Here is a 24,018-nt window from a genome sequence, read left to right as displayed (position 1 = left end):
TTAGGCTACCACATAGCCCAACATATAACCATCGTTAGTTTTAAAATAATATACAGTAAGCTCCTGAGTCCCTTCAGGGAGATCAACAAGTGCGTTCAAACCACCCTCGTCCTTAAGTTTAAAAGGTTTAATATGGATATCACGTTTAAACTCAAGTCCTTTTCTCCCATGCCATTTATAAATAGCTTCTTTGGCACACCAGCAAACATATAATCCATTAGTATTATCACCAATTTGCTTTTGGGCAAGTTCCGAGTCAGACAGAAACTTATTTTTAATACTTTTTATTTTGTGTTTAATCAGCTCAATATCAACTCCAACTTTCTTCTTTTTACCAACAATTACTGAAGCATAGTCATAAGAATGGCTTAATGAAATATGGTATCCAAGATTAGGAAGATATGGCTTACCGTGTTCATCCATACGACAGTCAATATACTCAGACGTATTAAGCATTGTCCTAAGTAAAACCCTTGTACTTAACCAGTGAAGCCGACGTTTGCCATTATTTAATGATGCAATCACATCAAGTTCATGCTGTTTCAGTTGTAAACCTGAAATCAGCTGCTCTTCAGTTTCTTCGATTTTCCATACGGCAAGTATGGTATCCTCGTCAATATTTTTATTAAAAACTACAGGCATCTCTATTTTAGAAAACTATGCAAAAGTATCTTAAATTAATCATAATTTCGTCCAAATACTATATAAAATGATACTGTCCGACAAACGAATCCTTGAAGAAATAGATAAGGGAACCATTATAATAGAGCCTTTTAAGCCTGAATGCCTTGGCACGAACTCATACGATGTTCATTTGGGTAAATATCTGGCCACTTATAAAGACAGGGTTCTTGATGCAAAAGCACACAATAAAATAGATCATTTCGAAATTCCAAAAGAAGGATATGTATTACAGCCAGGCACACTGTATCTTGGCGTTACTTTAGAGTATACAGAAACCCATGCCCACATTCCTTTTCTAGAAGGAAAGTCAAGCACAGGCAGATTAGGAATTGATATACATGCTACTGCAGGAAAAGGAGATGTAGGTTTTTGCAATACGTGGACATTAGAAATTTCGTGTGCTCAACCTGTAAGAGTATATGCCGGAATGCCAATTGGCCAATTAATTTATTTTATGGTACAAGGTGATATACAAACCATGTATAACACCAAAAGCAATGCTAAATATAACAATAAAACCACAAAACCTGTAGAAAGCATGATGTGGAAGAATAAGTTCTAAAGCTAATATTTCGTATATTGAGGCTTTATTTGTTAATGTGCATATTTATGAAACGTAAGCTAATTCTGCCTCTGTTGCTATGCTTTGGAATACTTATAATTTTTGCTTACAAAGCAGATGATGATCCGTTTAGTGCATTAATAAAGAAACTTGAAGCATATATTGAAAAATATCCTCAGGAAAAGGTTCATCTGCATCTAGACAAACCTTATTATGCCATTGGCGATGATATTTGGTTTAAAGCGTACATTTTAAATGCACAGTCGGAAAAACCATCTACGATCAGTAATGCGATTTATGTTGAATTGATTAATGAGAAAGATTCAGTTAAAAAGCAGATTAAATTACCTGTAATTTCAGGCTTTACCTGGGGCGACTTTAAACTTCCCGATTCCTTTACAGAAGGAAACTACCGAATAAGGGCATACACCCAATGGATGAAAAATGCCGGTACAGAGTTCTTTTTCGATAAGACTATAAAAATTGGTAATTCATGGGCTAATCAGGTGTTTACAAACACCCATTACACCTTTAGTAAACAAAGCACTGCAGAAAAAGTAGATGCCAGCATTACATTTACAGATAAAAAAGGTAATCCTTATGCTCAAAATGAGGTGTCATACGAGATTCAGTTAAATTTCAGAAACCTGGCAAAAGGAAAGGCCACCACTAATGATCAGGGAGTGGTAAACATTAGTTTTCTGAATACTCAGCCATCTTTGTATAAGTCCGGGAAAATTATAGCCACTTTAACCCTTCCCGATAAGAAAAAGATAATCAAGGAAATTCCGGTTAAGGCAACCTCAAATACTATAGATGTTCAATTCTTCCCCGAAAGTGGAAACTTAGTAGAAAGTTTACCTAATAAAATTGGAATTAAGGCTGTAAATGCTTCCGGCCTGGGCGAAGATGTAAAGGGGTCAATTGTAGACAACGACGGACAGGAAGTAACCCAATTTAGCACACAACACTTAGGAATTGGTAGTTTTATACTCAATCCGCAGCCTGGAAAAACCTATACAGCCAAGGTAAAGTATAAAGACGGTTCCGAAAGCTCAGTGAACCTCCCAAGAGTGCAGCAAAAGGGATATATCATTACGGTAAATAACAATACTGAAAATGTTATAGCTAAGGTTTTGCTAAGTTCTGACCTAATAGGTGGCGGAGAATTAAAACTTATTGCTCAACACAATGGAAATGTTTATTTCATATCAAAGGCTTCTTCGCAAAAACAAATTATAACTACGTCTATTCCTAAAAAAGATCTGCCCTCGGGTATTATTCAACTTACTTTATTTTCTGCCCAAAATGTACCTGTTGCTGAGCGCCTTGTTTTTGTAAATAATGTTAAAGACAGAATAACAACAAAGGTTACCACCGCAAAACAGAGCTACAATAAAAAGGAAAAAGTAAATGTAAACCTTGAAGCTGATTTTGCAGAAAAACCTGTACAGGCTAGTTTTTCTATCGCGGTTACCAACACTGCTTCTGTTAAGCCCGATGAGGAAAATGAAAGCAATATTTTTACTAGCCTTTTACTTACGTCAGATCTTATAGGTTACATAGAAAAACCGAACTATTACTTTTTGCAGGATGATCAAAAAACTCAGCAAGATTTAGATAATCTAATGTTAACCCAGGGATGGAGAAGGATATTATGGAAAAATATAATTAATAATGCCGCGCCCAATATTCGTTATGAGCCAGAGAAATCATTAAAAATAAGTGGCGTGGTTACCAGCTATGGTGGCAAGCCTTTACCGAACTCCAAAGTATCTCTGTTCTCTTCCTCAGGAGGGTTATTTGCAATTGATACACTATCCGATGCTCAAGGCCGTTTCAATTTTGACAACCTGATCTTTAACGACAGCACCAAATTTATTGTACAAGCCAGAACTGCAAAGAACAAGAAAAGTGTGGATATAGTACTTGATGTAGTTTCCGGACAGTTAGTAACCAAAAATAAAAATACTGGTGATATAGAGATTAATGTTAATGAAGCCTTATCAGGATATCTGAAACAAAGTGAAAATTATTTCGACGACTTAACTAAACGTGGAATACTTGAACGCACCATATTATTAAAAGAAGTCAATATTGTGGAGAAAAAGAATCCTGCAAAGAATTCTTCAAATTTAAATGGCGCGGGTAATGCTGACGCCGTTATAACTGCAGACCAGCTTCAATATTGTACTACACTTTCTCAGTGTCTGCAGGGTCGTGTTGCCGGCCTGATCATTAGAAACGGAACTCCTTATTTATTGAGGAACAACAACGTCCCGATGTCGATAGTTTTAGATGGAATGCAAATGGAAGGCGATTTTCTGGATAACATAAATCCAATGGATATAGAAACCATTGAAGTACTAAAATCAGCAGGTAATACTGCAATTTATGGCAGCAGAGGCGGAGGTGGCGTCTTAATTATTACTACTAAACGTGGTGGTGGCTATTCCAGTGCCTCTACGTTTACGCCTGGCATTATACCTTTTTCTCCTAAAGGATATTATACCCCAAGGGAATTCTATTCTCCAAAATATGATGCTCCTGATAGCAGACCAGATTATAGGACTACCATTTATTGGGTGCCAAATATTGTAACTAATGAAAGCGGAAAAGCAGAATTCAGTTACTTCAATTCAGACGAACCTGGAACCTATAGGATGGTTATAGAAGGCATGGATATGCTTGGAAATTTAGCCAGAACAGTTTATACCTATGAAGTAAAATAAATATATAAATGAATACAATTAAAGTCACCATAAAAGATCATTTAAGTATTATAACGCTCGACAGAGGTAAATCTAACGCGCTTAACCGTGAAATGATTACGGAGTTAAATGACATACTTACAAACATATCGTCTGATGCTAACATTGCAGGCGTAATTATTACCGGCAAAGAGCATTTCTTCTCTGCCGGTCTTGATCTTATAGAACTATACAATTATTCAGAACAAGAGGCAGAATCTTTCTGGCATCTGTTTCTAAATTTTACAGCAACAATAACTTCATTTAAAAAACCACTAATAGCAGCAGTAAATGGCCACAGTCCTGCCGGGGGATGTGTTATAGCCCTGGCATGCGATTACAGGATAATGGCCGAAGGGAAATATATTATCGGACTAAATGAAATTCCTGTGGGCATTATTGTGCCTAACAGCATTTTTAACCTATACGCATTCTGGATGGGCCAGGCCAATGCAACCAGAAGTCTTTTAGAAGGAAAGCTATTTACTCCTGAAGAGGCATTGCAAATAGGCCTTGTAGATGAAGTTGTAAATCCGGCCAGTATCCTTACTGCTGCCGAAAGAAAGATCAGAAAGTATATGGCTATGGAGCGCAATACATGGGAACAAAGCAAGCTCAGTATTAGAAAAGATTTAATTGCTGTAACCAGTGCAAACCAAAGTGAAGCGTTGCAGGCAATGTTAAAACAATGGTGGGCTCCTGCAACCCGTAATATTTTAAAAACAATTATTGATAACCTGCAAAAGAAATAAGCCATGTTCAACCAGCCAATGTTAAGAGATGATGCCTTAAAAGGAAAAACAATTGTAGTTACGGGAGGTGGTACCGGCTTAGGGAAAGCTATGGGCACTTATTTTTTGAGACTAGGCGCAAACCTGGTTATCACAAGCCGCAAACTTGATGTGCTACAGAAAACAGCTTTGGAAATGGAGAAAGAAACCGGCGGAAAAGTATTGGCACTGGCTTGTGACGTTAGGGAATATGAACAGGTGGAGCAGGTTTTAAATGAGACTTTAAAAACCTTTGGAAAGGTTGATGCCTTGCTTAACAATGCTGCCGGAAATTTCATTTCACCAACTGAACGTTTATCGGCTAATGCTTTTTCTTCAATAATAGATATTGTTTTAAAAGGCTCTGTAAACTGCACATTGGCATTTGGCAAACATTGGATAAAGGAAAAACAAGCTGCAAGTGTTTTAAACATTGTTACTACCTATGCCTTTACAGGCTCGGCCTATGTAGTACCATCAGCCTGCGCCAAAGGTGGCGTATTAGCCATGACGCGCTCCTTAGCGGTTGAATGGGGTAAGTATGGTATCCGCACAAATGCAATTGCCCCCGGGCCATTTCCTACCAAAGGTGCATGGGAACGTTTATTGCCCGGTGATCTGGCACAGAAGTTTGATTTCAAGAACCGGGTACCATTGAAACGTGTTGGCGAACATCAGGAACTGGCCAATTTAGCGGCATTTCTGATAAGTGATTTTGCGGGTTATATTAATGGAGAGGTCATTACTATTGATGGAGGGGAGTGGTTACAAGGAGCAGGTCAGTTTAATGGTCTCGAAGCCATTCCAAATGAGATGTGGGATGCCTTTGAACAAATGACAAGATCAGCAAAGGGAAGCTAGTGCTTAAGTGCCTGTAATCTTACCACCTAATTAAGGCACTTGCCCATGTAAAGCCAGAACCAAAGGCTGCAAGGCAAACAAGGTCACCATCTTTAATTTTACCTTCTTCCCATGCCTCGCAAAGCGCAATAGGAACTGAGGCTGCCGTAGTATTTCCGTATTTCTGAATATTGTTAAATACCTGGTTGTCGCTTAAGCCTAACAGCTGCTGCACATATTGACTTATTCTTAAGTTAGCCTGATGAGGAACCAACATATCAATATCCTTCTCCGTAAGGTTATTTGCACTTAGAGCTTCTTTTATTACTTCCGGGAATTTCACTACAGCTTTTTTAAATACGGCTGGCCCATCCATGTAAGGTAATGCAGCACCACTTTCCAATTGTTCTGTGGTCATGAATAAACCCCCAAGCTCTTTATCAGGATATCCTGGCTTACCTTTAAGCCATTTATTTGCTGAAGCTCCGGGATAATACATTGCCAAAATCTCGGCATCAGCCCCATCACTATGCAAGTGTGTGCTTAAAATACCCTGATTTTCTTTCTGTGTGGGTTGTAAAACAACCGCTCCTGCCCCATCGCCAAATATGACAGAAACGTTTCTACTCCTTGTCTCAAAATCCATAGCAAATGAATGCTTTTCACTCCCAACTACCAGGATATTCTTATACATTCCGGTTTTTATAAACTGGTCTGCCACAGATAGCGCATAAACAAAGCCTGAACACTGATTACGGATATCCAATGCACCTATTTCTTTCATCTTCATTTCCCGCTGTAAAAGAACTCCGCAACCTGGAAAATAATAATCAGGACTAAGGGTGGCAAAGATGATAAAATCTATATCCTGCGCAGTAATACCTGCTCGTTCTATTGCAATTTTAGCAGCCTCAATGCCCATGGTTGTCGTGGTTTCTTCAAGCCTATCAGCAAAGCGACGTTCTTTAATTCCGGTACGTTCTTGTATCCATTCATCGTTTGTATCCATAAAACGAGATAAATCATTATTAGAATAAACATTTTTGGGTACATAGTAGCCAATACCGGCAATCTTTGAACGCTGCATTATATTTGAGTTTATTACAAATTTTAAGCAAAAATAACTTTAACTACAACATTATTTTGAAATAAGCTTATTTTTGTAATATGTCAACAGAAACCAAAGAGGAAACATTTACATTAGAAGAGATTCTTACCTCATTAAAAACAATTCACCGCTTAATATTATGGAACGACGATGTAAATACTTTTGATCATGTAATTCACTGCATGATGAAATATTTGGATTATTCTGAAAGCCAGGCTGAAAAAATTGCGTGGGAAGTACACAACAAAGGTAAATGTGCAGTTTTAGAGGGTTCTTTTACTGAAATGGAAGTTTACCGCAAAATTCTTCAGCAGGAGGGCTTAACCGTTTCTGTAGACTAGGCTAAATCCCTAAATATTTCCATTAATTCTTGTTGGGTAGTTTGAGTCTTATCCTTGGCATACCATCCATGAAGTTTTTCGGCAATTTCCATCATATCACTGCTGTCTCTTTTCCAACCGGCTAGCAACTCCTGCAAGATATCAGGTCTTGGGCCCCATTTTGTTAAAACATTTCCTTTTTCATCCAGAATTAATAATACCGGGATAGCTCTGCCACCTTTGGTAAGGTGTGCATCAATCAGCGGCAAGTTCTTGTCTCTCAAAACAAATCTGAGTTCAAATTTATCAATAAAGCTAGCTGCTATTTTTTCGAAAACCGGAACAATCTGGGCCGCATCTCCACACCATCCTTCAGAAATTACCAAAAACCGATATTTATTTTTCACAGCACCAAGAACATCCAAGAAAGTATCATTTAACTTCACCGTTTTATCAACCCTGTTCATTCTCTGCACATTCATCTTTGTATAATGTAGCATTGCATCCGAATCATCAGGGCCAGTGGTTTTATGATTTAATAAAAGTTCATTAATCAGACTTCTATATTCCTGGTAAGTCATCCCCTCATTAACAAAGATATTTGTGTAGTTTATCATCATCTGCTGTAATAAAATAGTTACTCCTTTATAATTAAACTTTCCCGCCGTTTCTTTGTCCCTCTTTAAACAAACCCATTAAAAAAGAAAGATCCGAATGAAGAATTCCATACGCAAAGTACTGTTTTTAACTATTGTCTTTTGTATTGCAACTGTAAAACTTAATGCCCAAACCACAGGCGAAGGTCAAATTACGGCCAAAGTTGTTGATGCACAAAGTAATGAAACAGTGCCCTTTGCTACAGCTACTATCCTTAACAGAAAAACAAAAGCAATTATTAAAGGTGCGCAAACAGATGTAAATGGTAATTTATTAATTAATGGCTTACCCAAAGGAGTATTTACTTTCAAAATAAGTTACGTTGGTTACCAAACTATGGTTAGAGACTCTGTTTCCATTTCAGATGCTCAAAAATTAATTAACCTTGGCACAATTAAAATGAAGCCTGCTAAGGGAACAGTATTAAACGAGGTGGCAATTACAGCACAAAAGAGTGCCATTCAGCTTGGTATAGATAAAAAAGTTTTCTCGGTAGATCAAAGTTTAGTTAGCGAAGGCGGTTCTGCTTCAGATTTACTTCAAAATGTACCTTCGGTACAAACGGATATTGATGGTAATGTAAGCCTGAGAGGATCAACAGGTGTAAAGGTTTTAATAGATGGTAAACCATCCCTGATAGCAGGCGGAAACGTTGCTCAAATTCTGCAGTCTATACCTGCCAGTTCTATTGAAAGCGTTGAGTTGATTACCAATCCATCTGCTAAATATGATGCAGAAGGGCAATCGGGAATTATCAATATTGTATTAAAAAAGAATAAGAAATTAGGTTTTAATGGCTCTGCAGCATTTAGTGCAGGTAACCGCGACAACTACAATGCAAGTACAAACCTGAGCTTCCAAAATAAAAAAATAAACCTTTATGGTAACTACGGCTATCGTTATGGTAACCGTATTGGTGGTGGATACAGCAATATAACTTATTTAGATAGTCCTTTCCCTACTATTTTCGCAAATCAAAATACTGATTCAAAATCACAAGACAATGGCCATAACATAAAAGCCGGAATCGATTATAGCATTACAGATAAAAGTGTTATCAGTTTCTCAGGAGGTTTCAATTCAAGAGACAATAACAGAAGTGAATTCCTTAATATCGATAAGCTGGATGGCGTTAAAAATCCTTTAGAATTAAGCAACAGGAACAATACCAACAATGGTTTTGGTAGCAGCTACGATCTTAACCTTGATTATAGTCAAAAATTCAAAAAACCACGAGAAGAGCTTACTTTTAATCTAAGTTTTTCTGAAGGGACAAATGACAACGATCAGATTTACAGCACAAACATTTACAACATTGATGGAGAAACTGCCAGCTCATTACCAAGCATTCTGCGAAATAATGGAAGTGGTTTTAATAGAAATTATAATGTTCAAACAGATTATACCTTACCAATTGGTAAAGCTGGTAAAATTGAAGCAGGCTACAGAAGTCAGATCCGTTTGGCCGAAAATACAGCATTCTCTGATCAGTTAAACAACCTGACCGGAGAATACGAAATAAACTTCGCCTTAACCAATGAGTTTAACAGTAAAGACCAGGTTCATGCGCTTTATTTCAATTACCAAAATCAGGTTAAGAATTTTGGTTATCAGGTTGGCCTTAGAGCAGAAGATGCTACATTAGACACCCGTTTAGGAATGTACAAATTAAATCAGTTAGAATACATTCCGGGAAAAGTTGCCTATACAAGGCTATATCCCAGTGTATACCTAACTCAAAAATTTAAAGGTGAGCAACAAGTACAGCTTAGCTATAGCAGAAGGGTTAACAGGCCAAGAGGATGGGATACCAATCCATTTCTTGATGTTTCTGATCCACTTAATTACCGTCAGGGTAATCCCAACCTGAAACCTGAAGATGTGCATGCTTTTGAGTTAAGCTATAGCAAATTCTGGCCTAAGGTAACATTCACTTCCAGCGCATATATGCGTCAAACCAATGATGTGATACAAAGAATAAGAACAGAGCCTGATGAAAATGGAATCACTATTGTTACTCCTCAAAACTTAACCAAACAACTAGCAAGCGGTCTTGAATTAATTGGCCGTGTTGATGTTGCCAAAGCCTGGAACTTTACAACCAACGTAAATTTATATCAAAGCAAAATTAACGGAGTACCTGCTTTTGGAATTGTAGAGAACTCTGGTTTCAGCTGGAATGCCAACCTAACCAACAACTTCTCTTTACCATATAACATATCTCTCCAAATCAGGGGAGATTACCGCGCACCTGAGGTAATGGCACAAGGCAAAAGAAATGCAATGTACGGTGTAGATGCCGGAGCTAAATATGATTTTAAAGATAAAAAATCATCACTCAGCCTAAATATAAGAGATGTGTTTAGTACCCGCAGATGGAGCATGACTACTAATGGAACCACCTCAACAATCGATTTTAGAAGATATATGCAGGGAACCATGGCGAATTTAACTTACTCTTACCGCTTTGGAAATAACGATTTTAAATTCAAAAAAACGAAGAAACAAGATCAGCAGGACTCCCGACCTGATGAAGAATCATTTTAGTTAATTTGTATATTGCATCCATGGAAAATGCAAACCCATGGAAAACCATAGAGAGCAATAAAATATACGAGAATAACTGGATTGGCTTAACAGAACATCAGGTTATCAATCCCTCAGGTGGCAAAGGCATTTATGGCGAAGTACATTTCAAAAATATCGCGATAGGCATTTTGCCACTTGATGAAAATTTAAACACTTGGCTGGTTGGACAGTACAGATTCCCCATAAAAGCTTACAGCTGGGAAATTCCCGAAGGAGGAGGGGCTCTTTTGGGGGATCCTTTAGATTCGGCAAAGCGTGAACTTGCTGAAGAGACGGGGCTTATGGCCACCGAATGGATTGAAATCCAAAGGATGCATTTATCAAACTCCGTAAGTGATGAACTTGCAATAATATATGTTGCAAAAGACCTAACCCCTGGAGTTTCATCACCCGAAGAAACCGAGCAGCTTGTAGTTAAAAAACTTCCATTTATTGATGTCTATAATATGGTTATTAATGGGGAAATTACTGACAGTATGAGTGTGGCCGCGATCTTGAAAACTAAAATTCTATTGCAGGAAGGTCATTTGTAATCAAAATACAGTAATTTTGTTCAGCTTTACCGTATAAACTATGAATAAATTTTTTGGCTATATTTTTAGCCCTATCTTTTATCTGTTTTTCTTTTTAACACTGATTATATTTCAACCTATTCAATGGGTTTCTTATCGTTTGTTTGGATACAAAGCCCATAAAACTTCAGTAGATATACTTAATTTCTTCCTTACTTACTGCGATTTATTCTTAGGCTCATCAATAACATTCAGGAATGATCATGATCTTCCTTTAAACAGACCAATCATCTTTGTTGCAAACCACCAAAGCATGTACGATATTCCTGCTTTAATATGGTTTTTAAGAAGGTACCATGTCAAATTCATTTCTAAAATTGAACTCACTAAAGGTATTCCCTCCATATCTTTTAACCTTAAATATGGGGGTGGAGCAAACATAGATCGCAAAGATAGCAAGCAAGCAATTTCAGAAATCATAAAATTAGGCCGTAGAATGAAAGAAAATACCTGGTCTACTATGATCTTTCCTGAAGGTACGCGAGCAAAGGATGGCAAGCTAAAAAGCTTCCAGGTAGGCGGAATTGCTACGCTATTAAAAGTTGTACCCAATGCCCTAATAGTCCCTGTTGCAATAGAAAATTCATGGAAACTTGTTCAGTATGGCAGCTTTCCTTTAAGTTTCGGAGAACGCCTGAGATGGACCGTTTTAAATCCAATAGAACCAGATAGAAGAAACCCTGAAATAGTTACTCTTGAAGCCGAAAACGCAATAAGAACTAAACTGAATCAAGTTATCCAAGCATAAATAAAGCTATTATATGTTCTTATTATCGATGTGTTTAAAAAACTCGTCGCGATAAGTATCTCCAATTGGAATAATCTTCCCGCAAATAGAAATTCGGCTACGCTCTATACTCTCTATTTTATCAAGCGAAATAATATAAGATTTATGAACCCTGATGAACTGACCTTTTGGTAATGTCTCCTCCATCTTTTTCATATTCTGTAAGGTAATAATACGCTCAGCTTTAGTGTAGATAGATATATAATCCTTTAGCCCTTCTATATAAAGAATATCATCAAGCTCAATTTTCTGGATTTTATGCTCTGTCTTCACAAAAATAAAATCCTGAATAGGCACAGCAACCGACGAGGGTACCGGAGCCACTAAGGGCTGAGGAGCAGGAACCGGTTCTGTCATTTTTACCCGATTATGCACTTTCTCAACAGCCTTATAAAAACGGTCAAATGCAATAGGTTTTAATAAATAGTCTGATACGTTAAGGTCATAGCTTTCTAATGCATATTGAGAATAAGCGGTAGTTAATATATAGTCAGCCTTTCCATTTGCAATTTTTAGAAACTGTATGCCTGTAAGCTCTGGCATCTGAATATCCAAAAACACCAAGTCAATGCCTCCCGCCTGTACAAGCTGTAAAGCCTCTATAGCATTTTCCGTGCGTTGAACTAATTCAAGAAACGGAACTTTAGAAACATAGTCCTCAATAATATCAAGTGCTAGTGGTTCATCATCAACCGCAATACATTTTAACTTTATCATATATCAAGCATTAACTCACTGGTGTAATGGGTAGCCGAATTTACGATATTTAATTTATACCTATCCGGATAAAGTAATTGTAGCCTTCGTTCAACATTATTTAAGCCTACACCACCCATCTCATCCTTATTATATTTATTCTTTTTATTGGTTATACTAAAGTGCAATATCTTTTGATTAGCAATAATGTTGATCTTAATTGGATTTTTAGGATCATTAGCCACCCCATGCTTAAAAGCATTTTCAACAAAGGATATTAATATCAGGGGTACAATCTGCTGATTATCTATTTCGCCATTCATGGTAAATTCAACAGCCGCGCCATCTTTAAATCTTAACTTTTGTAATTCTATAAAACTTTGTACATATTCAATTTCCTTACTTAAAGAAACCCAGCTGTCATTACTTTCATAAATCATATAACGCATAATTTCTGAAAGCTTTAATATCGCATCAGCTGTTTTATCAGATTTCTGATACGCCAGAGAATAAATGTTATTTAACGAATTAAACAGAAAGTGAGGATTAAGTTGCGACTTTAAAAACTGCAATTCCATCTCCTTCTTTTCACTTTCCAGATTACGTTGAGTACGTTCATTTCCAAACCAGTCAATGGCCAGTTTAAGCAGTGAACTCACTACAATAAAAAAGCCTGATATAAACAGCGCGCTAATTGCATAAGTAGAAATAGGTAAGTATTCTACAGTACCACTACTGCTAAGATGCCGTAAAATAGTTTCTACATGCAAACTGGCTATAACAGTTTTGATCAAACTCATCATTATCATTAATAAAATGATAGAGATGATGTAAAGTCCGTACTTCTTGTTCTCTTTAATTAATAAAGGAATTAGTAGCGTGTAGTTGATATAAAAGATGGAGATATTGATTAATCCAGAATAACCAAAGTTTACCGCAAGATCATAGAAAGATACTCGTTCTTTACTGTAAATAACAATTGCAGTTACAAGCAATACAATAAAGAGCCAAAAGAGAAGATGTATTACAATTGAATTTCTACTTTTCATTTATACGATAACTAAACAAAATTTTATAGGTCCAAAATAAATTAATATGCTTGTTTAAGCACTCCACTTTCGACGAACTGGCTTTTTTTTTCTACCAAATCGCAAAATAATACGCTTAATCACAAAACTATTCAATTTAACCGTTTATCTAGGATAATATACTCTTGGTCTAAAAGATTTTAGCAGGTTTTTTTTATTTATTCTATTTGTTTCATCAAAACAAAACGATTATGAAAAAGTTAGCAAACGTATCGCCATTTTTACTTTTACTGGTTCCTGTTTTCATCATGATGATTTTAACATTTGCAACCAGTATCTCAAATAGCCATAATGAAGACGTTGCTTTAAAATCTTCATCAAGCACCAAAAGTGAATTGGTAAAAATAAGCAACCCTTTCTCTAAATAAGAGATTGGCTCTATATATAGGTGCATTAAATCAGGTTTAATGCACCAAAAAAATAAGTTTAGTTTTAGTTAATAGTAAGAGATGGCGGTTTAGGTCCGCCATTTTCTTTATCTGCCCGGCTTCGGTACAATAATAAGGCTTTCATGTCCATCTGTATCTGTAGATTGTACTCCAAAAAAATAATTGTCTTTTGAATAAGGAATAATCGCAGAAGTATCATTTACAAAAATCTTCTTTTCCCAGACTGGTGAAGTAGTTTCACGTATCAATACATAATATCCTGACGGAAGTTTTCCTTTTGGGGCACCCCATTTCAGGGTCGTTTTATTAGTAAGTGCCGAAGTTAACATAATTACGTTTTCTGGCTCTCTGGGAGACAAAGCAAGGTTCGAAAGCACGGACAAATTCATTCTGGTTATTCTCTGCAGATAACCATAATCTACATATTCCGGCAAATCGCCATATTTAAACCCATTTTCAGTTCTAACATCTTGGTGTTGTCTGTTAAAATCCTCATTCATTTCGGTTATACGTACTGCAGTAAATCCCTGCAAAGAAAATGGTGTATGATCACCTCCTCTTAAAAACCTATCTCTTCTATAAACCAATTTCACAGTAAGGTTGTCTACATAGCGTTCCCCAACCTCTTTAATATATCTGGAGGCCTGTCTGGCCATTCCGTCATTTTCAGCCCCGATAGATTGGCGCAAGGTTGCCTCTTCTTTTGTTTCGACAGAGGGTACACCCTCACTAAACACCCGCACCATGGTATTGTTCTTAATATCAGTTTCCATTCCATAAGAATTACCGATCATATCATTATTCATTACCAAATGAATATCCCATCCTTCTTCTTTTGCTCTTTTCGCCAGGTTTGCAGCGCCATACAACCCCTGTTCTTCACCCACCATTGCTACAAACATTATAGTGCTGTTAAATCGGCTTTTACTCATTACCCTTGCCATTTCCAACACACCTGCCACGCCCGAAGCATCATCATTGGCACCCGGTGCAAAGTCTTTAACATTCATTACATCAGTAACTCTTGAATCATAATGGCCACATACCAATAAAATCCTTTTATCACTTGGATCTGTACCAGGCAACACCGCAATCACATTTTTGAGCACCGAAGGGTTAATAATTCTCTTCCCATCTGCTTTCTGGGTAAATGCATCGTAAGAAACCTGTAAATGGCCTCCACCCATTTCACCATATCTTTCAAATTCCGATTTTATCCAGGTTCTTGCTGCCCCTATCCCTGTTTTTTTACTCAAAGTATCACTTAAGGTATGCCTGGTATTAAAGGATACTAATTTCCTTACTAGGTTTTCCAAATTAGCTGCAGACACATCACCAACCATTTTACTTATAACCGGATCCCTAATAATCACCTGTTGAGCATTTACAACACTTAAATCAAAAAGAAGAACTAATACAACAAAGAGTAATCTATTTATTATCATAACATAAGGGATAAATATCCTGAGGAAGATACGATTCAAAAATAAATCTTCAATAAATATTTTGAAAACTAAATAATTAGTTTTAAGTTTATACTAAGTTTTTAGTTATACAAATATTGCGCAGTATAAGTGTAGTTAAAAATCCAACTAAATACTAAACTAATAATTCATGGAAATTAAAGATTTAACAAAAGCAGAAGAGCAGATAATGCAAATTTTATGGCAGATTGAGAAGGGGTTCGTTAAAGATGTAATGGATTTCCTGCCAGAGCCAAAACCTGCATACAATACTGTTTCTACAATCATCCGCATCCTTGAGGTAAAAGGATTCATTGATCACGAAGCCTTTGGCAAAGCTCATAAATATTACCCGCTAATTAGTAAGGAAGAGTATAAGCGTCATGCCACAGAAAAGCTATTAGGCAATTATTTTGAAAATTCAGTGGAAAGTATGTTCTCCTTCTTTGTGAAGGAAGAGAAGCTTGACCTGAGTGATGTTGATGAAATTCTTAAAATGATTAACAAAATTAAAAACAGACCAAGATGACCTGGGCACACTATATTCTTCAAGTCAATATTTACTTAGTAGTATTTTATGGCTTTTATAAGTTGTTGTTAGACAAGGAAACTTATTTTTTATTGAACAGAATCTATCTGGTCTCAGCCGGAATTTTATCTTTGGTAATACCATTTTTAAGATTCGAATGGTTTACAACACAGCCTGCTACTCAACAGGTATATACGGGAGTAGTCCAAATGAACGATCTCATTGCTCAAATGGCGGTTGTAAAAGATGATTCTCATGGATTTAATCTCGGCAATACCCTTGTGTTTATTTACCTTGCAGGAATTTTATTCTTCGTTGGCCGATTCATTTTTCAACTTATTTCTGTACAGGCCTTAATAAAAAGAAAGAAAAGCGGATCAGCATTTTCCTTCTTTAAGAAAAAAATAGTCGATCAAGATCTACCTCAGGTCCAAACCATTCAAAAACACGAGGAACTTCATATCAGGCAGTGGCATACACTTGATATACTCTTTTTTGAGATTGTAGGGATAATTACCTGGTTTAATCCAGTAATCTATTTTTACAAAACAACTGTTAAACATATCCACGAATATCTGGCTGATGAAGAAGCAGCAACGTTTCAGGGAGATAAAGAGGAGTATGCATTACTACTACTGAGCAGCGCATTTGGAGTACCTGCAAATGCACTCACAAACAGTTTTTTTAATAAATCATTAATTAAAAAAAGAATTTACATGTTACATAAACAAAGATCCAGAAAAACTGCAATACTAAAATATGGAATGTTTGTTCCTCTGTTTGCAGTTACCCTTGTTATGTCTTCAGCAACAATCAGAAATAATGAGGAGATTAAAAAAGTGACAGAGGCAATCCCTTTAGAACAGCCTTTAAAAGTTGTTAAAGAAGTGGTAACAAATGCCATACATACAGATGCGAATAAAGCTGGGGCCAGTAAGGTGATACAACCTCCTGCTATCCGTAAAACGATGGAGAACAAAGCAGATACTGTCTGGGCTAATTTCTACAACCACCTTAAAAGAAGCCTAAGATATTCTCCATTAGCTCAGGAGAAAAATATACAGGGCAATAGCCAGGTTAGATTTATGGTTAAAGATGGTAACCTGGAAGAATTAAACACAGTTACTGCTTTGGGCTATGGATGCGATGAAGAATTAAAGAGATGCATTTCCACTTTTTCTAATTTTCAAAACGTTCCAGATGGTAATTATACGATTAGTACTCAATTTAAACTAAGCTATGATACTGCGCCATCTACTCCGGCAGCGTTTAAAAATCAAAATCTTCCAGCATTAAAAGATTATGTTGCATTGAATGAAATTGTAGTTGTTGGCTTTGGAGGAAAATCACCATCACTAAACAGTGGTGACTCAAAAGTATATGATTTTGTATCATTAGAAACACAACCTACCTTTCCGGGTGGCATGGAGAAGTTCTATGAATACCTAAAGAAAACTGTTAAATATCCAAAAGAAGCGCAAGACAAAAATATACAAGGTAAAGTGTTTCTAAGTTTTATTGTTGAAACTGATGGTGAGCTCACAGGTATCAATGTAGATAGAGGTATAGGATCCGGACTTGATGAAGAAGCTGTTAGGGTAATAGAAGAATCACCAAAATGGACTCCGGGAACGCAGGGTGGACAAAAAGTAAGAGTGAAATACAACATCCCAATAAGCTTCTCATTAACCAATCCTCAACGAGTTCCCCTCCATGGAAAAGTAGAAGGCATACAGATTAAGGACAATAGCATTACTATTGGCGGTAGTAAAACCAATCCATTATACATTATCGATGGGAAAAAACAAGACGCATCCAAACTTGAAAGCTTAGATCCAAATAACATCTCCTCAATCGAAGTACTAAAAGATAAATCTGCAACATCATTGTACGGCTACGAAGGTAAGGATGGAGTAATAAAAATTACTACTAAAGCTAAGAAGCTTGCTGATTCATACAAAAAAGAATCTAAAGAAAAGAAGAATTAGTGCGCTCTCAATGCTCTATTACACACAAAACCCCAGCTAAATTAGCCGGGGTTTTGTGTGTAATACCCTTGTCTCGTCAGATAAATCTATTAAATAGATTCCTCAGATACAAATTTTGCAGAATAAAAATCTCTATTCATACGTGCAATATTCTCTAATGATATTCCTTTAGGACATTCAGCTTCACATGCTCCGGTGTTGGTACAGTTCCCAAAACCTTCGGCATCCATCTGTGCAACCATACTTTGAACCCTGCGATAACGCTCTGGCTGCCCTTGTGGCAATTGTGCGAGCTGAGATATTTTTGCAGATACAAATAACATTGCAGAAGCATTTTTACAGGTAGCAACACAAGCACCACAGCCTATACAAGCTGCAGCCTCAAAAGCTGAATCTGCCTGAACTTTAGGAATAGGAAGATTGTTTGCATCCTGAGCATTACCAGTATTTACCGATATAAAGCCTCCAGAGGCAATGATTCTGTCAAATGCAGTACGATCTACCATTAAATCTTTTATTACCGGAAAAGCCTTTGCGCGCCATGGTTCAACAACAATCGTATCACCATCTTTAAATGAACGCATATGCAACTGGCAAGTAGTAACACCTTCTTTTGGTCCATGTGGCCTGCCGTTAATGAACATAGAACATGCCCCACAAATTCCTTCCCTGCAATCATGATCAAAAACAACCGGTTCTTCACCTTTAGCTACCAGGTCCTCGTTCAGCACGTCGAACATTTCTAAGAAAGACATATCAGGTGATACTTCTGATACTTTGTAATCTACCAAACTGCCTTTGGCTTTGTTATTCTTTTGACGCCAGATTTTAAGCGTTAAATTCATATTTCCTGTACTCATAATATTGAGATTTTAGTACTTAGCTATTTATAACTTCTTTGTGCGACTTTGATATTTTCAAACTTCAACTCTTCTTTATGAAGCTCAAAAGTCACATCACCTTTATATTCCCATGCAGAAACATATGCATAGTTTTCATCATCACGTAATGCCTCGCCCTCTTCAGTCTGATACTCCTCTCTGAAGTGACCACCACATGACTCATTTCTGTTCAACGCGTCCATACACATCAACTCACCAAGCTCAATAAAGTCAGCCACACGACCAGCTTTTTCAAGCTCAGGGTTCATTTCGTCTGCACTACCTGGTACGCGTAAATCACTCCAAAACTCTTTACGAAGTTGCTGAATTTCAGCGATACCTTCTTTCAATCCTTTTTCATTACGTGCCATACCACATTTCTCCCACATGATCTTTCCTAGTTTTTTGTGGAAATGATCTACAGATTTAGTTCCTTTAATAGATAAGAACTTATCGAGAATTGCTTTTGCACTTGCTTCAGCCTCTACAAATGCAGGGTGATCTTGTGGAATTGGTTTAGTAGCCAATTCTTTTGATAAGTAAGCACCAATAGTATAAGGAATAACAAAATACCCATCAGCCAAACCTTGCATTAATGCTGAAGCTCCCAAACGGTTAGCTCCGTGATCTGAGAAATTAGCCTCACCTAAAGCATATAAACCAGGTACAGTAGTCATCAGGTTATAATCTACCCATAAACCACCCATGGTATAGTGAACAGCAGGATAAATACGCATTGGCAATTCATATGGATCCTCTCCTGTAATTTGAGCATACATATCAAATAGGTTACCATACTTCTCTTTAATTACCTCGCGACCTAATCTCATGCAGGTTTCTTTATCCGGATTATGGATATTATGTTTATTAGCCTCAATTCGGCCATAACGCTCTGTATTCGCTTTAAAGTCAAGGTAAACAGCAAGCTTAGAAGCACCTACTCCATAACCGGCGTCACAGCGCTCTTTAGCTGCACGAGAGGCAACGTCGCGCGGAACAAGGTTACCAAAAGCAGGATACCTGCGCTCTAAATAATAATCTCTTTCATCTTCAGGAATTTCTGAAGCCTTACGTGTATCATCTTTTTTCTTAGGAACCCAGATACGTCCATCGTTACGTAACGATTCAGACATCAAAGTTAGTTTAGACTGATGATCTCCCGAAACAGGAATACAAGTAGGGTGAATTTGAGTGTAGCATGGATTACCGAAGAAAGCTCCTTTTTTATGTGCTTTCCAGGCCGCAGTTACGTTACTGCCCATAGCATTTGTAGACAAATAGAATACGTTTCCGTAACCACCGCTGCATAATAATACAGCATGCCCAGAATGACGCTCAAGTTCACCGGTAAGTAAGTTACGGGCAATAATCCCTCTTGCTTTGCCTTCAACTACAACCACTTCAAGCATTTCATGGCGGGTAAACATTTCAACCTTACCCATACCCACCTGACGCTCTAAAGCACTATATGCTCCTAAAAGCAATTGCTGACCGGTTTGTCCGGCAGCATAAAATGTTCTTTGAACTTGTGTACCACCAAAAGAACGGTTATCTAACAACCCGCCATATTCTCTGGCCAAAGGAACACCTTGTGCAACGCACTGATCTATAATATTAGCACTTACCTCAGCCAGGCGATGCACGTTTGCCTCTCTTGCACGGTAATCACCTCCTTTTATTGTATCATAAAACAAGCGATAGGTACTATCACCATCATTCTGATAATTTTTTGCTGCATTGATACCCCCTTGAGCTGCAATAGAGTGCGCTCTTCTTGGTGAATCCTGAAAGCAAAAACACTTAACCTTATAACCCATTTCTGCAAGGGTTGCTGCTGCAGAAGCACCAGCAAGTCCGGAGCCTACTACAACTATTTCGATGCTTCTTTTATTTGCCGGATTAACCAGTGGCATTGACGAACGTAGTTTAGTCCATTTACTGGTTAATTCTCCTTCGGGTATATGAGCATTTAATTCTGCCATGTTATTTAAACTTAAGATCAAAAATTAATTAATATAGCCCAGATACATCACAATGGGCATCAATGCAAAAATCAAAGGAATAATGATTGAAAACCAAAAACCAAATCCTTTAATAAGCGGAGTATACTTCTTATGGTTCCAACCTAAAGTCTGAAATGCCGAAGAGAAACCATGCAATAAGTGATAAGCCAATGAAACCATTGCAAGCACATAAAGCAACACTAAAAATGGGTTTTTAAATGTCTCTACCATTACGGCAAATAAATCGTGGTTTCCATTTGCATCAACAGTAGGGATTCCGGTAAAGCGAGACATTACCCAGAATTTAGAAATATGAACAATCAGGAATATTAACAATAACGTTCCTAACAAGCCCATAGAACGTGAGTACCATTTACTGTTAGCAGCACCGTTGGTAACCGCATACCTTTCAGGTCTTGCAGCTCGGTTTTGAAAAACAAGTCTGAATCCTTGTACAATGTGAGCAAGCAAGCCTGCAAACAACACAACTTCCATTGCGCGGATTATCCAGTTAGTGCCCATAAAGTGCGCACCCATGTTAAAGGTTAAACCACCGTCATTAACTATAATCAGTGAATTGATAAAGCAATGCACCACAAGAAATGAGATAAGGAACAGGCCGGTGATACCCATTATTAATTTTTTTCCTATAGACGAGGAAAAAGCGTTTCCGAAACTAGCCATTAGAATTATATTTTAGTTCTGTTGTGCAAAAGTATTTAATAAAAGAATTAATATGTTAATTTCAGACACAAATCAGCTATTTAGAAACATTCTAATATTACAATATTATGATAAATAAAAAACGGGAAATAACTTTCGCTATCCCCCGTTCCAATTATAGAAAAATACGTTTAGAAACTGAATGTATAATTTCCATTAGGTCCTACACCTGAAATTGTAGTCATTCCATTTTTAGATGACGGTAATGCATCTTCAATATCTTTGGTACTGTTTACAGCTTTCCCATTTACAGTAGTAATTAACATTCCTTTAGGAATATCAATAGAATCAAACACCTTACCTTGCTGAATATCTGTAACCACTACACCACTCTTAACACCGTACTTAGTTTTTAATGCACTTGGTGCCGGTGCAAAGGAAGCTCCAAGTTTACCAATAGTGGCCCCTGTAGATTTCCCTGTAGATGCTGTTTTAGTTGAAACACCAGCCGTATTATCTCCTTTTAAGGTAATAGTAGCATTTTTTTCTGCTCCATTTCTTAAATAAGTAAGCTGAACTTTATCACCAGGGCTTAAGCGTCCAATTTTCTCTTGCAAATCAGGTGAATCATAAATTACAGCCCCTTCAACCTTTTTAATGATATCTCCTTTTTGCAAACCTGCCGCAGCAGCACCACTGCTTGGTACAACATCAGTTACATAAAGTCCTGTGTTCTCTTTAATCTGAAATTTCTCAGCCTGATCAGCATCCAGTGGAGCAAACATTACCCCAATATATCCGCGCTTAACTTCACCATATTTTCTAAAGTCATCAAGAATCTTTTTAGCAAGGTTTATTGGAATAGCAAAGCCATAACCAACATTGGTACCAGTTTGCGATGCAATAGCAGCATTAATACCAATTAATTCTCCATTTGCATTTACCAAAGCTCCACCACTGTTTCCTGGGTTAATGGCAGCATCAGTCTGAATGAAAGATTCAATACTACTGTTAGTGCGCGATGGCAATTTACCGGTTCTTTGGTACTCATCGTATTCTTGCTGAGTCGGCTGATCCTGAGTTCTGGCCAAAATACCAATACTACGTGCTTTTGCACTTACAATACCAGCTGTAACTGTTGTTTGTAAATCAAGCGGAAAACCAACCGCCAATACCCATTCACCTATCTGAACATTGTCAGAATTCCCCATTTTTACAACAGGCAAATCAGTCGCATCTACCTTTATCAAAGCCAAGTCTGTATTTGGATCTTTACCAATCACTTTTGCACTCACCTTACGTCTGTCAGACAAGATAACTTCAATTTTATCGGCATTATCTACCACATGGTTATTGGTAACAATATAACCATCAGACGTCAATATTACTCCTGAACCAGAAGCTGCCCTTGGTGCACGTTGCATTCTTCTGCCCCCGCCACCAAAAAATTCATCAAACATATCCATCGGAGATGATTCACCACTACCCCCAGAATATGAGGTTCTGATGTGTACAACACCAGGAGAAACCGCCGCAGCCGCTTCAACAAAATCAACCGAACCAGCCGAAGAAACCTTAGAATTACTAGCAAAAAGTACTTTTTGCTGATCTTGAAACGATAATTGAGCAGTTTTTGGCTCTAATAACTTATAGCCACCAATTGCAGCCGCACCACCTATAAATGCAGCCAACACTATTAATCCTATTCTTTTCATTTATATATTAATTTATTTTGTTCTCTTTTGTAAACTCATATGAGTCTCATATTTACTAGCAATTGCTTTTCTTTTGATTGATTTAGTCAAATTTAATACCATATCACCGATATTTGCATCTGAGTTAAGTCATGAATACTGTTAAAAAATGTTAAATGAACACCTTACATTAAAAATGAACATTCACTTCTTCAAATACCAGGGAGCCGGCAACGATTTTATTTTGATTGATAATCGTGATCTTTCCTTTAAAGATACAGATAACAATGCTGTTTTACAATTATGTAACAGACGTTTTGGAATTGGAGCTGACGGTTTAATGCTTTTACAGAACCACGCAGATTACGATTTTGAAATGCTTTATTTCAATTCAGACGGCAATCTAGGCAGTATGTGTGGCAACGGTGGCCGCTGTATCGTTGCATTTGCTAAACACCTTGGTGTTATTGATCAAGAGACTGATTTTTTGGCAGTTGACGGACCTCATTACGCCAAAATTTCAGAAGAAGGCAATTGGGTAGATCTTCAAATGATCGACATTGACAATATAAATAAAGATGGTGATGCTTACGTTTTAAATACAGGATCTCCTCATTATGTAGCAGAAATACAAAACTTAAAGGACTACGATGTCTATGAAAATGGCAAAGCCATAAGAAATAACGACACCTATAAGGAGCAGGGAATCAACGTAAACTTTGTAGAAGATAAAGGTGATCACCTCTTTGTACGCACTTTCGAAAGAGGTGTTGAGGACGAAACCTATGCCTGCGGAACTGGGGTAACAGCCGTGGCACTATCAATGGCACAGCACAATCATCAAATTGGCCATATAGAAACCCCAATTAAAGTTCTTGGAGGAGACCTTAAAATCCAATTCGATTACGATGGCAAACAGTTTACCAACGTGTTCTTATGTGGGCCGGCTGAGCAAGTTTTTGAGGGAGAGATCAGTATTTAACAA

At 37.3% G+C, this 24,018-nt stretch carries 22 protein-coding genes; 12 read left to right on the top strand and 10 right to left on the bottom strand.

Going from position 1 to position 24,018, the window contains the following annotated elements; translation table 11 throughout:
* On the bottom strand, positions 1-642 hold the full coding sequence (locus CPT03_RS19905; RefSeq protein ID WP_099440467.1) for a 4'-phosphopantetheinyl transferase family protein: 642 nt from the start codon (positions 640-642) through the stop codon (positions 1-3).
* A 67-nt stretch (positions 643-709) separates the two neighbouring features.
* Here CPT03_RS19905 and dcd point away from each other — a divergent pair, with 67 nt between their 5' ends.
* The 4 genes from dcd to CPT03_RS19885 are packed head-to-tail and all read left to right on the top strand — an operon-like array spanning position 710 to position 5,627.
* Positions 710-1,246 carry a dCTP deaminase gene (gene dcd / locus CPT03_RS19900; RefSeq protein WP_099440466.1) on the top strand — a complete coding sequence of 179 codons (537 nt, stop codon included), beginning with the start codon at positions 710-712 and terminating at the stop codon, positions 1,244-1,246.
* A gap of 47 nt (positions 1,247-1,293) precedes the next feature.
* Complete coding sequence (locus CPT03_RS19895; RefSeq protein WP_099440465.1) at positions 1,294-3,978, top strand: carboxypeptidase-like regulatory domain-containing protein; 2,685 nt, start codon at positions 1,294-1,296, stop codon at positions 3,976-3,978.
* An 8-nt stretch (positions 3,979-3,986) separates the two neighbouring features.
* Positions 3,987-4,748 carry an enoyl-CoA hydratase/isomerase family protein gene (locus CPT03_RS19890; protein WP_099440464.1) on the top strand — a complete coding sequence of 254 codons (762 nt, stop codon included), beginning with the start codon at positions 3,987-3,989 and terminating at the stop codon, positions 4,746-4,748.
* A 3-nt stretch (positions 4,749-4,751) separates the two neighbouring features.
* Positions 4,752-5,627 (top strand): SDR family oxidoreductase, encoded by an 876-nt coding sequence (locus tag CPT03_RS19885; protein ID WP_099440463.1) that lies wholly within the window; start codon positions 4,752-4,754, stop codon positions 5,625-5,627.
* 19 nt (positions 5,628-5,646) lie between these two features.
* Here CPT03_RS19885 and CPT03_RS19880 read toward each other — a convergent pair whose 3' ends face one another.
* Positions 5,647-6,693 (bottom strand): 3-oxoacyl-ACP synthase III family protein, encoded by a 1,047-nt coding sequence (locus CPT03_RS19880; protein WP_099440462.1) that lies wholly within the window; start codon positions 6,691-6,693, stop codon positions 5,647-5,649.
* An 80-nt stretch (positions 6,694-6,773) separates the two neighbouring features.
* Between CPT03_RS19880 and CPT03_RS19875 the strand changes: the two genes are divergently transcribed.
* Entirely contained in the window at positions 6,774-7,055 is a 282-nt protein-coding gene (locus tag CPT03_RS19875) for an ATP-dependent Clp protease adaptor ClpS (RefSeq protein WP_039866272.1), read from the top strand.
* Here the strand turns inward: CPT03_RS19875 and CPT03_RS19870 are convergent.
* Positions 7,052-7,654 (bottom strand): thioredoxin family protein, encoded by a 603-nt coding sequence (locus CPT03_RS19870; RefSeq protein WP_245869901.1) that lies wholly within the window; start codon positions 7,652-7,654, stop codon positions 7,052-7,054. The genes CPT03_RS19875 and CPT03_RS19870 overlap by 4 nt on opposite strands.
* Positions 7,655-7,748: 94 nt before the next feature.
* Here CPT03_RS19870 and CPT03_RS19865 point away from each other — a divergent pair, with 94 nt between their 5' ends.
* Genes CPT03_RS19865 through CPT03_RS19855 form a run of 3 tightly spaced genes read left to right on the top strand, consistent with a single transcriptional unit; the run spans position 7,749 to position 11,600 of the window.
* The gene (locus CPT03_RS19865; RefSeq protein ID WP_099440460.1) at positions 7,749-10,238 is read left to right on the top strand and encodes a TonB-dependent receptor domain-containing protein; all 2,490 of its coding nucleotides are present in this window, start codon (positions 7,749-7,751) and stop codon (positions 10,236-10,238) included.
* 20 nt (positions 10,239-10,258) lie between these two features.
* Positions 10,259-10,813: an NUDIX domain-containing protein gene (locus CPT03_RS19860; protein ID WP_099440459.1), complete on the top strand. Its 555-nt coding sequence runs from the start codon at positions 10,259-10,261 to the stop codon at positions 10,811-10,813.
* Positions 10,814-10,853: 40 nt separating this feature from the next.
* Positions 10,854-11,600: a lysophospholipid acyltransferase family protein gene (locus CPT03_RS19855; RefSeq protein ID WP_099440458.1), complete on the top strand. Its 747-nt coding sequence runs from the start codon at positions 10,854-10,856 to the stop codon at positions 11,598-11,600.
* Between the two features lie 9 nt (positions 11,601-11,609).
* Here CPT03_RS19855 and CPT03_RS19850 read toward each other — a convergent pair whose 3' ends face one another.
* Together CPT03_RS19850 and CPT03_RS19845 are read right to left on the bottom strand one after the other, a co-directional pair.
* Entirely contained in the window at positions 11,610-12,356 is a 747-nt protein-coding gene (locus CPT03_RS19850; RefSeq protein ID WP_099440457.1) for a LytR/AlgR family response regulator transcription factor, read from the bottom strand.
* A complete protein-coding gene (locus tag CPT03_RS19845; RefSeq protein ID WP_099440456.1) occupies positions 12,353-13,384 on the bottom strand; it encodes a sensor histidine kinase in 1,032 nt (343 codons plus the stop codon). The genes CPT03_RS19850 and CPT03_RS19845 overlap by 4 nt, the downstream gene beginning before the upstream one ends.
* 230 nt (positions 13,385-13,614) lie before the next feature.
* Between CPT03_RS19845 and CPT03_RS22855 the strand changes: the two genes are divergently transcribed.
* On the top strand, positions 13,615-13,791 hold the full coding sequence (locus CPT03_RS22855) for a hypothetical protein (protein WP_157766504.1): 177 nt from the start codon (positions 13,615-13,617) through the stop codon (positions 13,789-13,791).
* A 107-nt stretch (positions 13,792-13,898) separates the two neighbouring features.
* Here CPT03_RS22855 and CPT03_RS19835 read toward each other — a convergent pair whose 3' ends face one another.
* A complete protein-coding gene (locus tag CPT03_RS19835; protein WP_099440454.1) occupies positions 13,899-15,257 on the bottom strand; it encodes a M20/M25/M40 family metallo-hydrolase in 1,359 nt (452 codons plus the stop codon).
* Positions 15,258-15,426: 169 nt separating this feature from the next.
* Between CPT03_RS19835 and CPT03_RS19830 the strand changes: the two genes are divergently transcribed.
* The gene (locus CPT03_RS19830; RefSeq protein WP_099440453.1) at positions 15,427-15,804 is read left to right on the top strand and encodes a BlaI/MecI/CopY family transcriptional regulator; all 378 of its coding nucleotides are present in this window, start codon (positions 15,427-15,429) and stop codon (positions 15,802-15,804) included.
* On the top strand, positions 15,801-17,792 hold the full coding sequence (locus CPT03_RS19825) for a M56 family metallopeptidase (protein ID WP_099440452.1): 1,992 nt from the start codon (positions 15,801-15,803) through the stop codon (positions 17,790-17,792). Before CPT03_RS19830 ends, CPT03_RS19825 begins: the two co-directional genes overlap by 4 nt.
* Before the next feature lie 89 nt (positions 17,793-17,881).
* On the opposite strand, the gene CPT03_RS19820 is transcribed toward CPT03_RS19825, so the two are convergent.
* The 4 genes from CPT03_RS19820 to CPT03_RS19805 form a co-directional block, all read right to left on the bottom strand.
* Positions 17,882-18,652: a succinate dehydrogenase/fumarate reductase iron-sulfur subunit gene (locus tag CPT03_RS19820; RefSeq protein WP_099440451.1), complete on the bottom strand. Its 771-nt coding sequence runs from the start codon at positions 18,650-18,652 to the stop codon at positions 17,882-17,884.
* 23 nt (positions 18,653-18,675) lie between these two features.
* Entirely contained in the window at positions 18,676-20,655 is a 1,980-nt protein-coding gene (locus tag CPT03_RS19815) for a fumarate reductase/succinate dehydrogenase flavoprotein subunit (RefSeq protein WP_099440450.1), read from the bottom strand.
* 24 nt (positions 20,656-20,679) lie between these two features.
* Positions 20,680-21,360, bottom strand: a complete 681-nt coding sequence (locus CPT03_RS19810; RefSeq protein ID WP_099440449.1) for a succinate dehydrogenase cytochrome b subunit — start codon at positions 21,358-21,360, stop codon at positions 20,680-20,682.
* Between the two features lie 170 nt (positions 21,361-21,530).
* Positions 21,531-23,054: a Do family serine endopeptidase gene (locus tag CPT03_RS19805; RefSeq protein ID WP_099440448.1), complete on the bottom strand. Its 1,524-nt coding sequence runs from the start codon at positions 23,052-23,054 to the stop codon at positions 21,531-21,533.
* Positions 23,055-23,229: 175 nt separating this feature from the next.
* On the opposite strand from CPT03_RS19805, the gene dapF reads away from it, so the two are divergent.
* On the top strand, positions 23,230-24,015 hold the full coding sequence (gene dapF, locus CPT03_RS19800) for a diaminopimelate epimerase (protein WP_099441198.1): 786 nt from the start codon (positions 23,230-23,232) through the stop codon (positions 24,013-24,015).
* Positions 24,016-24,018 lie beyond the last annotated feature (3 nt).

This window comes from Pedobacter ginsengisoli (assembly GCF_002736205.1).
GTDB lineage: Bacteria > Bacteroidota > Bacteroidia > Sphingobacteriales > Sphingobacteriaceae > Pedobacter > Pedobacter ginsengisoli_A.
This window is presented reverse-complemented; position numbering and strand designations above follow the sequence as displayed.